Here is a 16,117-nt window from a genome sequence, read left to right as displayed (position 1 = left end):
ACTACAGAGCGCGAAGATTTTTTACAATATCTCCTCAATTTCTCCACGTTTGGACCTGCGGTAAAGGCTACAGTGACGACTGATACTCATAATCACAATCTGAAGTACTAACGAGGTCCTGACTGAATGGCGAATTTCTTTATCAATCGCCCCATTTTTGCCTGGGTGTTGGCCATTATTTTGTGCCTCACTGGTTTGCTCGCCATTTTTTCTCTTCCCGTCGAGCAGTATCCCGATCTCGCACCGCCAAACGTGCGTATCACGGCGAACTATCCTGGTGCATCGGCACAAACTCTGGAAAACACGGTTACGCAGGTCATTGAGCAGAATATGACCGGGCTGGACAACATGATGTATATGTCCTCCCAGAGTAGCAGTGCAGGCCAGGCCACCATCACGCTCAGTTTTAAAGCGGGCACTGACCCCGATTCTGCCGTTCAGCAGGTGCAAAACCAGTTGCAGTCTGCCTTGCGTAAATTGCCGCAGGCGGTACAAACCCAGGGTGTAACCGTCAGGAAAACCGGCGATACCAATATCCTGATGGTCGCCTTCGTGTCCACCGATGGCAGCATGGATAAACAAGATATCGCGGATTATGTCGCCAGTAATATTCAGGACCCAATCAGCCGTCTTAACGGCGTCGGTGACGTGGACGCTTACGGCTCGCAATATTCAATGCGTATCTGGCTAAACCCGACCAAACTCACCAGTTACCAGATGACCACTGAAGATGTGGTCGATGCGATTAAATCGCAGAATGCGCAAATTGCCGTGGGGCAACTTGGCGGTACGCCTTCGGTTGACATGCAGGCGCTTAACGCGACGATTAACTCCCAGTCGTTGCTGCAAACGCCGCAGCAATTTAAAGATATTACGCTTCGGGTAAATCAGGATGGCTCGCTGGTGTCACTCGGCGATGTGGCTGACGTCGAACTCGGCGCGGAGAAATATGATTTCCTGAGTCGTTTTAATGGCCAGCCTGCGTCCGGCTTGGGGATTAAGCTTGCGTCTGGCGCAAACGAGATGGAAACCGACAAACTCGCCCGCGCCAAAATTGAAGAGCTATCTGAATTTTTCCCCCACGGTCTGGAAGCGAAAATCGCGTATGAAACCACGCCGTTTGTGAAAGCCTCGATTAAAGATGTGGTGCAAACACTGCTGGAAGCCATTCTGTTGGTGTTCCTCGTCATGTACCTGTTCTTACAGAATTTCAGAGCGACATTAATCCCCACGATTGCCGTGCCGGTGGTGTTGTTAGGCACTTTCTCGGTGCTCTATGCGTTTGGCTACAGCATCAACACGCTAACGATGTTTGCCATGGTTTTGGCCATCGGACTGTTGGTGGATGATGCCATCGTGGTGGTGGAAAACGTCGAGCGCATCATGAGCGAGGAAGGACTTTCGCCCAAAGAAGCGACGCGAAAATCGATGGGGCAAATTCAGGGGGCACTGGTTGGGATTGCGATGGTGCTCTCTGCGGTCTTCGTGCCTATGGCATTCTTTGGCGGTACAACCGGCGCCATTTACCGTCAGTTCTCGATAACTATCGTTTCCGCCATGGTGTTGTCGGTTTTGGTGGCGATGATCCTGACCCCCGCCCTATGCGCCACACTACTCAAGCCTTTGCATAAAGGTGAACATCACGGCCAGAAAGGTTTCTTCGGTTGGTTCAACCGTATGTTTAATCGCAATGCGGAACGCTATGAAACGCGAGTTGGAAAAATTCTTGCGCACAGTCTGCGTTGGATTCTGATTTACGTGCTGCTGATTGGCGGCATGGTGTTCCTGTTCCTGCGCTTACCCACCTCCTTCCTGCCGTTAGAAGATCAGGGTGTATTTACCACGTCCATACAATTACCGAGTGGTTCTACGCAGCAGCAAACCACCAAAGTGGTTGAGAAGATCGAGCAATATTATCTGACGAAAGAGAAAGATAACGTGCTGTCGGTGTTCTCAACCATTGGTGCCGGGCCTGGCGGAAACGGGCAAAACGTCGCGCGTATGTTCGTACGCCTCAAAGACTGGGATTTGCGTGACCCGAAAACGGCCAGTTCATTCGCTATTATCGAACGGGCCACGAAAGCCTTCAGAGACATCAAAGAAGCCCGCATTATCGCCAGCAGCCCGCCTGCCATCAGCGGTTTAGGTAACGCAGCAGGCTTTGATATGGAATTACAAGATCACGCAGGTGCCGGTCACAATGCGCTAATGCAGGCGCGCGATCAGCTGCTCGAAATGGCAGGCAACGATAAAATGCTGACCCGTGTTCGCCATAACGGCCTGGACGATAGCCCACAAATGCAGATCGATATCGATCAGCGTAAAGCTCAGGCGTTGGGCGTCACCATTGATGACATCAATAACACGTTGCAGACGGCCTGGGGCTCGAGTTACGTGAACGACTTTATGGATCGCGGACGCGTCAAAAAGGTGTATGTGCAGGCGGGGGCAGAATATCGCATGCTGCCAGAGGACATCAACCAGTGGTATGTACGCAATAAAGATGGCGGAATGGTGCCCTTCTCGGCATTTGCCAGTTCACATTGGGAAACCGGCTCGCCGCGTCTGGAACGCTATAACGGTTATTCAGCACTCGAAATCGTGGGTGAAGCCGCACCGGGCGTCAGTACCGGCACTGCAATGCAAATCATGGAAACGCTGGTGGAGAAGCTCCCGTCCGGTTTTGGCCTTGAGTGGACAGGAATGTCTTATCAGGAAAGGATTTCTGGAACACAAGCGCCAGCACTCTACGCTATCTCGTTATTAGTTGTGTTCTTGTGTCTGGCTGCGCTGTATGAAAGCTGGTCTGTGCCGTTCTCGGTGATGTTGGTGGTGCCTCTTGGCGTGATTGGAGCACTGCTAGCCACGTGGGTGCGAGGCCTCGAAAACGATGTTTATTTCCAGGTGGGGCTCTTAACGGTTATTGGGCTTTCGGCCAAAAACGCCATTCTGATTGTTGAGTTTGCCAACGATATGAATGCCCAGGGCCGCGAACTGGTTGCGGCAACGCTTGATGCCTGCCGTCAGCGCTTACGTCCGATACTCATGACTTCACTGGCATTTATCTTTGGCGTGTTACCGATGGCCACCAGCAGCGGTGCAGGCTCCGGTAGCCAGCATGCAGTCGGAACAGGGGTTATGGGGGGAATGATTTCAGCCACGGTGCTGGCAATATTCTTCGTGCCATTGTTCTTCGTGCTGGTGCGACGACGTTTCCCGCTTAAAGAACATGCTGAAAACTAAAATAACAAAAAAGCGACCTTACTGGGTCGCTTTTTGTATGGCTCAAAGAGTATTGAGAATAAGAACATCATGTTCTTGCTGTTTATTTCATTTACGAAGCATATCTTCGATGAAATCTTTCCAGTTTCCTACTTCGTGTTCGATCATAACCGCCTCTCTTATAATTGCTTTATTATACGTAATCCCTTCCATGGAGTGAAGCGACCAAATTTTATCGATTCACTGGCTTTCAACTAATATTGAGAGTCGACTGCGTATTGCATGAATTATCAGCTCAGCAGGTAATTTAAAATGTGACGACGCACCTGAATCGCCTGATTTCAGATTTTGCCCAGTTAGCAGCGAAAGCCCAGACTTGTCGCAGCAATCAAGGGTGCAGATGTGATGTAACGTCTATTGGCTATAAATTAATCGCCCTGGAAAAAGAAACGCTATTACCTCACTTTCATACTAGCAATTAGGCTATATTTTTCCTTGCGACTTTTTTATCATTTTATTTATTCTAATTTCCTGCATAAATAATCACATTTAAAGAAAAGGATTGACTCCGTGATAATTCTCTACGGTATTAAAAACTGCGACACAATCAAGAAAGCACGCCGTTGGCTAGAGGCTCAAGGCGTGGATTATCAATTTCATGATTATCGCGTTGATGGGCTGGATGCCGATTTATTGAATAGTTTTATCGTAGAGTTAGGTTGGGAAGCACTGCTTAATACCCGTGGAACTACATGGCGCAAACTCGACGAGGCTCATCGTGCAAGCATTACTGACGCACAAACTGCGGCTGCGCTGATGCTTTCAATGCCTGCAATCATCAAACGCCCATTGCTCTACGCGCCCGGTCAGCCTATGCTGCTGGGTTTCAATGAATCGACTTATAAGATGTTTATCAACGAGGTATAGCGCTATGTCCTGCCCAGTTATTGAGCTGACGCAACAGCTTATTCGCCGCCCTTCCCTGAGCCCAGACGACGCGGGTTGCCAGGCGCTGATGATTGAGCGACTGCGTGCCATTGGTTTTACTATTGAGCACATGGATTTTGGCGACACACAAAACTTCTGGGCATGGAGAGGCAAAGGAGAAACGCTGGCGTTTGCTGGCCATACCGACGTCGTGCCTTCAGGCGATGCCGACCGCTGGATTAACCCACCGTTTGAACCCACTATCCGCGATGGCATGCTGTTTGGTCGTGGTGCTGCTGATATGAAAGGTTCTCTGGCAGCCATGGTGGTTGCGGCAGAGCGTTTTGTTGCACAGAACCCGCGTCACAAAGGCCGTCTCGCGTTTCTTATCACTTCTGATGAAGAAGCCAGTGCCAAAAATGGCACGGTGAAAGTGGTCGAAACGTTGATGGCACGTAATGAACGCCTTGATTATTGCCTGGTCGGCGAGCCTTCCAGTACTGAAGTGGTCGGCGACGTGGTGAAAAATGGTCGTCGTGGTTCGTTGACCTGCAATCTCACCGTGCATGGTGTGCAGGGCCACGTTGCCTATCCGCATCTGGCCGATAACCCGGTGCATCGCGCAGCGCCGATGCTGAACGAGCTGGTCTCTATTGAGTGGGACAAAGGGAACGAGTTTTTCCCCGCGACCAGTATGCAGATTGCAAACGTTCAGGCAGGAACGGGCAGCAACAATGTCATTCCTGGCGATTTGTATGTGCAATTTAACTTCCGTTTCAGCACCGAACTGACCGACGCCGATATCAAACAACGCGTGATTGCCCTGCTCGATAAGCATCAACTGCGTTACACCCTCGACTGGTGGCTGTCAGGCCAACCGTTCCTGACCTCACGCGGAAAGCTGGTCGATGCGGTGGTGAATGCTGTTGAGCACTATAATGAAATTAGACCGCAACTGTTGACCACGGGTGGCACGTCCGATGGGCGCTTTATCGCTCGCATGGGGGCGCAAGTCGTGGAATTGGGGCCGGTGAACGCGACCATTCATAAGATTAATGAGTGTGTTAACGCCGCAGACCTGCAACTTCTTGCACGTATGTATCAACGCATTATGGAGCAGCTTGTCGCCTGACAGCTGCGAGAACTAAGAGGTTAAGCATATGGAATGGCTATCACACTACTGGTGGATTATTGTACTGGTACTGCTGTTGGGTATTTTCCTGAATGTGATTAAGGATTTGAAGCGCATCGATCCGAAAAAATATATGGCTAACAAACCCGATCTTCCCCCGCACCGTGATTTCAACCATAAGTGGGATGACGAAGACGATTTCCCGAAGAAAAAGCCATAATTATGCAAAAGCCACTCCCGAGAGTGGCTTTTTTAATGCGCCATTTTATGTCTCACATAAATTCGACGATACCCTTGTCGTTGGGTTTACCGCCGCTTAGTGCTTCATCGAAATAGTGCTTTGGCACGGTGTAGCGCAGATGGTCCAACGCAATCTTGATGCTGCGGTCATCGATGGCATGGCCTAAATCGTCAATCACATCCAGCGTCACATCCCCACCGAGTTGCGTTAACGTTTCCGAAGCATCAAAGGCGTGCTTCACGTCAATGACCCCGTCAACATCACCATGAATCAAATGGATGGTCGTTGACGTTGATGCGCTTTCTGGAAGCTTTGCGTAGCGACCATTAAAGGCGATCACGCGCGAGGCTAGCTGCGGCTCAGCTTTCACACCTTCAAGCGCCATAATTGCACCTTGCGAGAAGCCAATCAGTGCAGTGGCATTAGCCGCGACACCGCTGTGTTTCTGCCAGTAACGCACCACGTCGATAAACGTTGGCATGATGGCATCGACTCGCTGCTGGCGATTGTCTTCCGTCACGCCAGCAACGGAAAACCACTCCCGACCTTGATACGGGCCGCTGGGTGCCGGGCCACCGATGCTGACCACCAGCGCATCAGGAAAATGTGGCGCAAACCAGCTACCAATTTCACCCATTGCGACGGGGTTATCGCCAACACCATGAAAGAACAACAAGAGTTGTTTTGCCGGTGTTGCGGGACTCTGAACAACAAAGTGGTCGTGTTTCATGGTTTTCTCCTTACGTTTCTGGCGTTAACTATACGCTGACACCCCATGATGACCATGCCATTTGACTGAACGACTTAGTGGAAAAATTGCAATTGCATAATCGCATTTTTCAGCGCAATGCACTGCTGCTCATCGCATTTTTCCAGTGCCTTCTGGGCTTCCTGGCGCATGACGTTCAGAAGCGCTTTGCGCCCGGAAATGCGCCACTGTTGGCAAAGAGTTTCCACGCTCAGGTACTGTTGTACGCGTCCGCGCAGCGCATTCAGCGGTAGATTGCTGGTGAGTAGCAAGCGATTCAGGGAACCTAAACAGGCTTCCAGCGGGCGATGCCCAAATGCAAAACCTGCCAGCTCCAGCCAGTCATCACTGTTTAGCTTAGCGTCTTCACAGCTTACAACAGGCAAGGGTTGGTCAATCCATGGTTGCAGCCAGACAATATCGCGCTGTAATCGAGATTGTTCATGAAGAGAGAGCGCTTCCCCAAGCGGTGTGAGCGGCAATAACGCCATCGCGGTATAGCACCCGCTGCTGGCCTCACGATGGCTACCCACGCGTACCAGCACAAAGCCACAACTTTCCCAAAAACGCCAAAGTTCGTCGGTAAAACCAAAACTGACTGAAAGGTAATCAGCCGTCTGCTGCGCATGAATTTTCACTCTGGCAATGATTTGCTGACCGATTTGCTGACGCTGGCGCAACGGATGCACCGCAATGCGGCTGACGCGTAAACCTTTAAGCGTTGCGGCTAAGGGACTGCCACCATGTGCCGCCAGCGATTGTGCCACTAAATTACCGCGCGGACGGCGGAATCCTGCCCACACTGCGCGGCTCAGTTTTTCACAAAGCCCGCCCTCTTCCACCAACCAGCTGGCACCAATCGTTTCTGCCCCGCAGGTAGCGGCAATGAAATGCTGACCTGGTGCATCCAGCATCCGACGCCAGTCCAACGGCGAAGTACGGTAATGCGCACCTGACAGCAAGCGATACATTTGCTGTAGTTGAGGCGAGGGTTGCGCTTCATGAATGCGTTCAATGACCTGAAGGGAAATCACACCTTGTGCGACCGCTGTGACGTCTGGTTCATCAAACAGCAACACCGTGTCGATTAACTTTTCCAGAGGATCATTGCTCGCCCAACGGATTGGCGTAGACAGGGTATAGCGCGTCAATGTGTCGAGGCTTGCACAAAATTTGAGGATAAACCCCCTTCCGGTTCCTTCGTAGCCCTGAACCGTGGTGGTCAGCAACACACGAGGAAAATGGGAGATTAATCTGCGCAACTGAGGCGCCGGAATAGCAGCCGCTTCATCAATGATTAGCCAATCAGCCCGATATGCCTCAGGGTTGGTAAGCAGTGCATCGGGCGCGACGAAATTGAAATCATCACCGGCATGATCTGCGAGCACATCCGTTGCCGCTTTGGCGGGCGCAGTCACTAGCCCCGTACCGGTAATCCTGCGCAGCAGCATACCCGCCAGAGCAGATTTCCCCCGACCTCTTGGCGCAGTGACTGCTGCAACCCCTTCTGGCATTGATAGCAGAGCGTCAAGAATTGCGGCCTGCTCATCAAAAGGCGCACCGTTAGCCATATGCCATTGCGCGCGTTGGGGGAAATCAGGGAGTTGTAGCGGTTGATGCTGTTGCCAGAGCACACATTCGCTATCAGCGCGAATACAGTGTTGCAGATGAGCAATAAAGTGAGGTGTGGGAATAGCTTCAGACTGCTCACTCCAGCGCCCCGAGTCGGAATCAGGCTGCTGCGGCCAGGTGCTCCATGCTGGTGCCAGCAGCACCAGCCAGCTTCCTGCTTTGAGTGTACCAGACAGCGCCGCCAGCGCTTCGGCATCCAGCCCGTTTCTTGCGTCAAATACGGCATGCTGAAATTCACGCCCCAGCAACGTACGCATCGCTGAGGTTGCGCAGTGAAGCGGCAATTCGGGTGCGGCACCCACCCAAAGCCAATCACCGGGCAAAAGCCGGGCAATAGACTGGACCTGCTGGCTGCACCACGCACTCTCACCGGCCAGTATCATCATGCGGCGAATGCCCGCATCGGCCATACTGGCGGTGGCTTGCCTAAGCTGTTCCATGGCGTTAGTCCTTGTCACATCTCGTTATTTGACAGTGTTACCAAAGGTATTGCACTGAGCAGGGTCACCGCTATCAAAACCGCGTTTGAACCAGGTGTAACGCTGCTCGGATGTCCCGTGGGTAAAGCTGTCAGGCACTACACGTCCTTGCCCTTGTTGTTGCAGACGATCATCACCAATCGCTTCAGCAGCATTCAGCGCTTCTTGTAAATCCCCGACATCCAGCACCTCTTGTTTCTGCATGCTGTTGCCCCAGACGCCCGCAAAGCAGTCTGCCTGTAATTCCATTTTTACCGATAGACGATTTCCTTCAGCCTGGCTTGCACCTTGCTGAAGCTGACGGACCTTCGGCTCGATCCCCAATAACTTCTGCACGTGATGTCCCACTTCATGAGCGATGACATAACCCTGAGCGAAATCACCCTCGGCACCCAGTTTGCTTTTCATTTCATCGTAGAAAGAGAGATCGATATACACCGTGCTGTCAGCCGGGCAGTAAAACGGCCCCATGACAGACTGACCGGTACCGCACCCAGTTCGTGTCGCCCCACGATACATCACCAGTTTTGGCTGCTGATATGTCCGCCCCATCTTCTGGAAAATCTGCCCCCAGGTATCTTCTGTCGTTGCCAGAATCACCGAGGTAAATTTAGCGGCTTCATCATCATTCGGGCTAATTGATCGCTGAGTGGATTGCTGGTGAACGGGTGGCTCGCCGGTGAGCATTGAAGTCAGATCGACGCCGTAATAACCCGCTACGACGACAACAATTAGAATGATGATCCCGCCTTTACCGCCAGGTAAACGGAATCCACCACCGCCTCCACCTAAGCCTGGACCTGAAGAGTTGCTTCTTCTGTCTTCTACATTGTCGCTTTCGCGACGACCTTGCCAGCGCATAATCAACCTCAAAATTCACAACTTGTAATAGGTAGATCGTAGGTGGTTAATGGCAGGATTACCATAAGAAACAAGATGTGAAAAAGCCGAATGTGTAAACACATCCGGCTTTAAAAAGAATTGCGCGAGAATTTAGTCTAATTTAACGCCAAGACGATGGGCAACTTCTTCATAGGCTTCAATGAGTCCACCGAGGCTTTGGCGGAAACGGTCTTTGTCCATCTTGTTGAGCGTTGCTTTGTCCCACAGGCGGCTACCGTCAGGGGAAAACTCATCACCCAGTACGACTTCGCCCTTGAACAAACCGAACTCCAGCTTGAAATCGACAAGGATCAGGCCCGCGTCATCAAACAGCTTGCTCAGCACATCGTTAGCTTTGTAGCTCAGCTCACGCATACGAGCCAGATTCTCTTTGTTCACCCAGCCAAAAGTTTCACAGTAAGATTCATTGACCATCGGGTCATGCATCTCATCATTTTTCAGGAACAAATCAAACAGCGGTGGATTCAGTTCAATGCCTTCTTCGATGCCAAGGCGTTTAACCAACGAACCCGCCGCGCGGTTGCGGATAACACACTCAACCGGCACCATATCGAGTTTCTTCACCAGCACTTCATTGTCGGAGAGCAGTGCTTCCATTTGCGTAGGAATGCCAGCTTCTTCCAGTTTGGCCATAATGAAATGGTTAAACTTATTGTTCACCATGCCTTTGCGGTCGAACTGTTCGATGCGTGCACCGTCCCCTGCTGACGTATCATTGCGGAATTCGAGCACCAACAGATCCGGGTTTTCCGTGCTGTATACGGTCTTCGCTTTGCCACGATACAACTCAGCTTGCTTTTGCATCTTTCTTACTCCAGGTGTGATTTAGTTAAAAATTCCGCTATCTGCCGCTACGCACACGTTTGCGTATCCTGGCAGAAAAAAGGCCAGATTGCTCTGGCCTCTAAAACTTACTTGCTGAAAGCCGACTGGAATGCAGCTACCAGGGCGTCGTTCTGGGACTGCGTCAGCGTGTGACCTTTTGGATCGATGAACTGCAGGCTGCTGCGGTTATCGAGGTCGCCCACTTGCAGTTTATAGTCGCCACTGGACAGACCCGGGTCTTTCGCCCCTAAATCCTGCCATGCGCTATCAGACAGTGGTTTGTAGGTCACCGTCATGCTACCGGTTGAACGCGTAGCGTCAGTGACTTTCATGCCGACTTTCTCAAGCGTTGCAGGTAAACGGTTCCAGACAACGTTGTAAGGACCACGCACCACGAGCATTGGTAAGCCCGTGTCGTCAGCAGCACTTTGAACATCAAGTTGCGTTGATGCACGATTGTCTTTCGCGTTCTGCTGGTCGGTCTGAGTTTTATCCAGGCCTGCACTGATGCTGTTCAGCATTTCTGCGCTATAACGCTGTAAGGATGCAGCGTCAGAAACCGGCTTGCCAGCCTGTTCCAGATTCAGCAGTTTAACCACTACGGCTTGTTGATAGCCCTGCGGTTTCACACTAACTTGATAACGCCCACGGTACTGTTGATCTTCATCAGCACGATTCCATTCTACCCACTCAGTGGACAGTGTCTGGCTCGCATCATCACGTTTATCAATGCCGTAGTTTTTTGCCTGAAGCACACTGACAACTTGTGGCCACAGCGTTGAACTACGCGAATTTTCGACCATCAGCGTGGCGGTATCCCCAGTAAACTGAGTACGCGCACCACTGACCAATGCCAGAGGTTGAGCAGGCGGACGGATATCCAGCTCTTTGCCTACTGCGCCGCTGCCGTTGGTGACCGGAACATTATATTGACCATTCTGCACCGGCAGGATCATCCCCGCTGGTGAGTGGATTTCCGCGAGGGGTGCTGCATCCAGATAGGATTCGTCACCGCTAACCTGGCGCTTGTAACGCTGGTCAGTGCTGCATGCTGCCAACAGCATGGCGAGCGTCACCACTGCAACTTTCGCCACCATCGACTTCTGTACTGAGTAAGCCATCAAATCTCCCTAAACTTTACAGCAAACCGGCATGCTTGAGCGCGCTAATAATCACCGGACGACTGGCTTCAGTCAGCGGTGTCATTGGCAGGCGTAAGGTATCGGTTGCCACAAGTCCCAACTCCCTACATGCCCATTTGACTGGGATAGGGTTGGGTTCAACAAATAATTTATTGTGCAGCGGCATCAAACGTTCGTTAATAACGCGCGCTTGCGCAAATTGCCCATTGGCGGCCAGTTTACACACTTCTGCCATTTCACGCGCGGCTACGTTTGCCGTCACAGAAATCACACCGTGGCCACCCAATTGCATGAAATCCAGCGCACTCGCATCGTCACCGCTAACCAGGATGAAGTCATCTTCAACCAGCTCTTTGATCTGGTTTACTCGGGTTAAGTTCCCGGTGGCTTCTTTGATACCAATAATATTTTTAATTTTCGCCAGGCGGCCTACGGTTTCAGGCAGCATGTCACAACCGGTACGAGAAGGTACATTGTACAGCATCTGCGGCAGGTCGGTGCTTCCCGCGATAGCGGTAAAGTGCTGGAACAGCCCTTCCTGAGTGGGACGGTTGTAGTAAGGTGTTACCGTCAGGCAGCCTACGACACCGCTATTTTCAAAACGCTTAGTCAGGGAAATAGCTTCAGAGGTGGCATTTGCGCCAGTCCCTGCGATAACCGGAATACGGCCATCGGCCAGTTCCAGCGTCATCAGTACCACATCACCGTGCTCGTCATGGCTCAACGTAGCTGACTCACCGGTAGTCCCTACCGAAACAATCGCCGAAGTCCCGCTGGCAACATGGTAATCAATCAGTTTTTTCAGGCTTGACCGGCAGACATTACCTTTCTCATCCATCGGCGTCACAAGCGCGACAATACTTCCAGTGAACATTGGCCATCCTCTGTGCTTACAAGTGTCTCAATGGTACGTTTGGTGCAGGATCAAAAGCAAGTCACCAGGTGACGCTACACGGTTGTACGCAAGTTTTTTTTATGCTTTCCTTATGATATCTCACCGATTCACAGGAAGAATACGTTTGACTCCCTCACCACACCATTATTTGGTCATTACGGCCCTTGGGGCGGATAGACCTGGTATTGTTAATACCATCACCCGTCATGTGAGCAGTTGCGGCTGTAATATTGAAGACAGTCGCCTTGCTATGCTCGGTGAAGAGTTCACGTTTATTATGCTGCTGTCGGGCAGTTGGAATGCGATAACCCTGATTGAATCGACCCTGCCTCTAAAGGGGGCTGAGCTGGATTTGCTCATTGTCATGAAGCGAACGGCCGCACAAGAGCGCCCGGCGATGCCCGCGACAGTCTGGGTGCAAGTCGAAGTGACCGATTCTCCTCACTTAATCGAACGCTTCACTAACCTGTTTGATGTTCACCATATGAATATTGCCGAACTGAGTTCTCGCACTCAACCCGCTCAGGATGGCCAGCCTCCACAGCTGTATATTCAAATTACGGCGCACAGTCCTGCCTCTGAAGATGCGAGCAGGATCGAAGATGCGTTCAAGGCCCTCTGTACAGAACTCAAAGCACAGGGCAGTATTAACGTTGTGAATTATCCACAGCAAGATGATTAAGACGGAGAGTTGTAATGAGCCCACTGAAAGCCGGTGACATCGCACCGAAATTTAGCTTGCCCGATCAAGACGGCGAGCAAATAAATTTAACCGACTTCCAGGGACAGCGCGTTCTGGTTTATTTCTATCCTAAAGCGATGACACCAGGCTGTACCGTACAAGCGTGCGGTTTGCGTGACAACATGGATGAGTTGAAAAAGAAAGGTGTGGAAGTGCTGGGTATTAGCACCGACAAACCGGAGAAACTTTCACGTTTTGCCGAAAAAGAGTTACTTAACTTCACCCTGCTTTCTGATGAAGACCATCAGGTCTGTGAACAATTCGGGGTATGGGGCGAGAAATCGTTTATGGGTAAAACTTACGATGGCATCCACCGCATTAGCTTCCTGCTAGATGGTGAAGGGAAAGTCGAGAAAGTGTTTGATGATTTCAAAACCAGCAACCATCACGACATTGTGGTTAACTGGCTGAAAGAAAACGCTTAATTAAGCATTAACAATATTAAAAAAGCCGACATCATGTCGGCTTTTTGCTGTCTCTAATTCGGCTTGTCGTCTATTAGCAGAGTATCCGGCCAGGCATGCACCACCGCTTTAATCAGCGTGGCAAGCGGGATGGCAAAGAACACGCCCCAGAATCCCCACAGCCCGCCAAAAATCACCACCGACAGGATAATGACTAACGGATGCAGGTTAACCGCCTCGGAAAATAGCACCGGAACCAGCAGGTTGCCATCCAGCGCCTGGATAATTAAGTAGACGGCAAACAGCGTCCAAAATTCCGGACCAATGCCAAACTGGAATAACGCAACGCACACCACCGGAATGGTGACCACAAACGCGCCAATGTACGGAATAAGCACTGAGAGTCCGACCAACACCGCTAACAGCAGCGAGTAGTTCAGGCCAAAAATCACAAAACCGATATATGTCGCTACACCCACGACCAGCATTTCCAACACTTTGCCACGGATGTAATTAGTAATTTGCTGATTCATCTCGAGCCACACCTGCCCCGCAAGACCACGATTTCGGGGTAGCACGCGGCGCACAGCATTCAACATCTGCTCCTTATCTTTGACCAGGAAGAACACCATCAGGGGGACTAAAATCAGGTAAATAGCCAGCGTTAAAAGACCCACTAACGAGGCGAGCGAATACTTCACCACCTGATCGCCCATGCCCACCATCCGCCCGCGCATATTCTCGGCGATGGCATCAATAATGCCAGCATCAACCAGTGCCGGGTAACGTCTTGGCAGCGTTGCGGCATAATCAGAGAGTTTATTCAGCATCCCCGGCATGTCGCGAATCAGGTAAATCCCCTGCTGCCAGGCGACAGGAGCCACCACTAATACCATCAACAATAAAATGCCGACAAACAACACCAGCACCATCGTTGACGCCCAGGTACGCGAACATCCCAAACGCTGAAGTCGCGCCGTTGGCCACTCCAGTAAATAAGCCAGCACTATCGCCACTAACAGAGGCGCTAACAGCCCGTGGAAGAAGAACAGAATGACAAATCCGGCAACCAGAATAACCAGCAGCGCGATGGCTTCCGGGTCGCTAAACCGTCGTCGATACCACTGCAACAACATCTCGAGCATACATCCCTTCCCTGACAGCTTTATGCGAGGAGGGATTGTATCTAAATGTCACAATAAAGACTTCGCTTTTTAATGCCGTTCAATAGCGGTTTAAAATTGGCGCAGATAAGATAGTTCTTAGCTCTACGCCAGGTTACAGTTCATCGTTGTTAGCGAACAAAATCAGGTAATACTTGTCGAAGATTAACTTTGATTAAACAGGACTGGATGTATGCTCAGGCAGTTGAAAAAACCACTGGTTGCAACATTGATGGCAGCTTTGCTTGCGGGTCCGGCTACACCAGCGTTTGCTGATGTGACCGATCAACTGCCAGATATGGGAACGTCCGCAGCAAGCACGCTGTCAATCGGTCAGGAATTGCAGATGGGCGATTACTATGTTCGTCAACTGCGAGGCAGCGCCCCATTAATCAATGATCCTTTGCTGGTGCAATACATTAACAAGCTCGGTATGCGTCTGGTGAGTCATGCCGATTCCGTTAAGACACCCTTTCACTTCTTTCTGATTAACAACGACGAAATTAACGCCTTCGCCTTCTTTGGCGGCAATGTCGTGTTGCACTCCGCGTTGTTCCGTTATGCTGACAACGAAAGCCAGCTCGCATCGGTGATGGCACACGAAATCTCTCACGTCACGCAGCGCCACCTTGCGCGTGCGATGGAGGATCAGAAAAAGAACGCCCCTCTGACCTGGGTTGGTGCGTTAGGCTCAATTTTACTGGCGATGGCCAGCCCACAAGCGGGTATGGCGGCACTCAGCGGTACGCTTGCTGGGACGCAGCAAGGCATGATCAGCTTTACACAGCAGAACGAGCAGGAAGCTGACCGCATCGGTATTCAAGTGTTGCAGCGCTCGGGCTTTGATCCGCAAGCAATGCCAACCTTCCTTGAGAAACTGCTCGACCAGTCTCGTTATTCTTCGCGCCCACCAGAGATTCTCCTTACCCACCCATTACCAGAAAGCCGTTTGTCGGATGCACGTAACCGTGCCAACCAAATGCGGCCAGTCGTGGTGCAATCTTCTGAAGATTTTTACATGGCAAAGGCCCGTACGCTGGGGATGTACAACTCAGGTCGTAATCAGCTGACCAGTGATTTATTGGATAGCTGGTCAAAGGGCAACATCCGTGAACAGCATGCCGCAGCTTATGGCCGTGCGCTTCAGGCGATGGGGACAGATAAATGGGATGAGGCGCGCAAGCTATTACAACCACTGCTCGCCGCACAGCCTGGTAATGCGTGGTATCTCGATTTAGCGACTGATATTGACCTTGGGCAGAAAAGAACCGCTGATGCGATTAATCGCCTGAAAAACGCGCCTGACTTGAAACAAAACCCGGTGTTGCAGCTGAACCTTGCCAATGCTTATGTGCAGGCAGGGCAGCCCAATCAGGCCGCAGAGATCCTGAACCGCTATACTTTTGCCCATCCCGATGACAGCAACGCCTGGGATTTGTTAGCACAGGCCGAAGCCGCATTGGGCCATCGCGATCAAGAACTCGCCGCACGTGCTGAGGTTATGGCGCTTGTGGGAAGACTTGATCAAGCGATTACTCTGCTCAGCGGTGCCAGCTCTCAGGTTAAGTTGGGTAGTTTGCAACAAGCTCGTTATGACGCGAGAATCGATCAGTTCCGCGAATTACAAAGACGCTACCTTCAGTATTCTAAGATGTAACAGGA

General features: G+C 51.2%; 15 protein-coding genes. 7 read left to right on the top strand and 8 right to left on the bottom strand.

From position 1 onward, the window contains the following. Nucleotides 1-126 precede the first annotated feature (126 nt). A complete protein-coding gene (acrD, locus tag OH773_RS05565; protein ID WP_270143766.1) occupies nt 127-3,243 on the top strand; it encodes a multidrug efflux RND transporter permease AcrD in 3,117 nt (1,038 codons plus the stop codon). Nucleotides 3,244-3,330: 87 nt separating this feature from the next. On the opposite strand, the gene ypfM is transcribed toward acrD, so the two are convergent. After that, complete coding sequence (gene ypfM, locus OH773_RS05560; protein ID WP_154159664.1) at nt 3,331-3,390, bottom strand: protein YpfM; 60 nt, start codon at nt 3,388-3,390, stop codon at nt 3,331-3,333. 402 nt (nt 3,391-3,792) lie between these two features. Between ypfM and OH773_RS05555 the strand changes: the two genes are divergently transcribed. Genes OH773_RS05555 through OH773_RS05545 form a run of 3 tightly spaced genes read left to right on the top strand, consistent with a single transcriptional unit; the run spans nt 3,793 to nt 5,501 of the window. Further along, nucleotides 3,793-4,149: an ArsC family reductase gene (locus tag OH773_RS05555; protein WP_270143764.1), complete on the top strand. Its 357-nt coding sequence runs from the start codon at nt 3,793-3,795 to the stop codon at nt 4,147-4,149. Between the two features lie 4 nt (nt 4,150-4,153). Further along, nucleotides 4,154-5,281 (top strand): succinyl-diaminopimelate desuccinylase, encoded by a 1,128-nt coding sequence (dapE, locus tag OH773_RS05550; RefSeq protein WP_270143762.1) that lies wholly within the window; start codon nt 4,154-4,156, stop codon nt 5,279-5,281. A 28-nt stretch (nt 5,282-5,309) separates the two neighbouring features. Then, on the top strand, nt 5,310-5,501 hold the full coding sequence (locus OH773_RS05545; protein ID WP_183270157.1) for a YpfN family protein: 192 nt from the start codon (nt 5,310-5,312) through the stop codon (nt 5,499-5,501). A gap of 52 nt (nt 5,502-5,553) precedes the next feature. On the opposite strand, the gene ypfH is transcribed toward OH773_RS05545, so the two are convergent. From ypfH to dapA, 6 genes are all read right to left on the bottom strand, one after another. After that, nucleotides 5,554-6,252: an esterase gene (gene ypfH, locus OH773_RS05540; RefSeq protein WP_183270158.1), complete on the bottom strand. Its 699-nt coding sequence runs from the start codon at nt 6,250-6,252 to the stop codon at nt 5,554-5,556. A gap of 74 nt (nt 6,253-6,326) precedes the next feature. Further along, nucleotides 6,327-8,342, bottom strand: coding sequence for a tRNA(Met) cytidine acetyltransferase TmcA (locus OH773_RS05535; protein ID WP_270143759.1), 2,016 nt, complete (start codon nt 8,340-8,342; stop codon nt 6,327-6,329). A gap of 24 nt (nt 8,343-8,366) precedes the next feature. After that, nucleotides 8,367-9,242, bottom strand: coding sequence for a KPN_02809 family neutral zinc metallopeptidase (ypfJ, locus tag OH773_RS05530; protein ID WP_270143757.1), 876 nt, complete (start codon nt 9,240-9,242; stop codon nt 8,367-8,369). Between the two features lie 132 nt (nt 9,243-9,374). Then, a complete protein-coding gene (gene purC / locus OH773_RS05525; RefSeq protein ID WP_270143755.1) occupies nt 9,375-10,088 on the bottom strand; it encodes a phosphoribosylaminoimidazolesuccinocarboxamide synthase in 714 nt (237 codons plus the stop codon). A 107-nt stretch (nt 10,089-10,195) separates the two neighbouring features. After that, entirely contained in the window at nt 10,196-11,230 is a 1,035-nt protein-coding gene (gene bamC, locus OH773_RS05520) for an outer membrane protein assembly factor BamC (protein WP_270143752.1), read from the bottom strand. Nucleotides 11,231-11,246: 16 nt separating this feature from the next. Then, nucleotides 11,247-12,125 (bottom strand): 4-hydroxy-tetrahydrodipicolinate synthase, encoded by an 879-nt coding sequence (dapA, locus tag OH773_RS05515; RefSeq protein WP_183270163.1) that lies wholly within the window; start codon nt 12,123-12,125, stop codon nt 11,247-11,249. 145 nt (nt 12,126-12,270) lie between these two features. Here dapA and OH773_RS05510 point away from each other — a divergent pair, with 145 nt between their 5' ends. After that, nucleotides 12,271-12,828: a glycine cleavage system transcriptional repressor gene (locus tag OH773_RS05510; protein WP_221200557.1), complete on the top strand. Its 558-nt coding sequence runs from the start codon at nt 12,271-12,273 to the stop codon at nt 12,826-12,828. Nucleotides 12,829-12,842: 14 nt separating this feature from the next. Next, a complete protein-coding gene (bcp, locus tag OH773_RS05505) occupies nt 12,843-13,313 on the top strand; it encodes a thioredoxin-dependent thiol peroxidase (protein ID WP_064544511.1) in 471 nt (156 codons plus the stop codon). Nucleotides 13,314-13,366: 53 nt separating this feature from the next. Here the strand turns inward: bcp and OH773_RS05500 are convergent, their stop codons facing one another. Next, on the bottom strand, nt 13,367-14,437 hold the full coding sequence (locus OH773_RS05500; protein ID WP_270143747.1) for an AI-2E family transporter: 1,071 nt from the start codon (nt 14,435-14,437) through the stop codon (nt 13,367-13,369). A 211-nt stretch (nt 14,438-14,648) separates the two neighbouring features. Between OH773_RS05500 and bepA the strand changes: the two genes are divergently transcribed. Then, nucleotides 14,649-16,112: a beta-barrel assembly-enhancing protease gene (bepA, locus tag OH773_RS05495; protein ID WP_270143746.1), complete on the top strand. Its 1,464-nt coding sequence runs from the start codon at nt 14,649-14,651 to the stop codon at nt 16,110-16,112. The last annotated feature ends 5 nt before the right edge of the window (nt 16,113-16,117 follow it).

It is taken from the genome of Buttiauxella sp. WJP83, assembly GCF_027594725.1.
GTDB classification, from domain to species: Bacteria; Pseudomonadota; Gammaproteobacteria; order Enterobacterales; family Enterobacteriaceae; genus Buttiauxella; species Buttiauxella selenatireducens.
The sequence above is the reverse complement of the archived record's forward strand: the minus strand, read 5'-3'. Positions and strand labels throughout refer to the sequence as shown.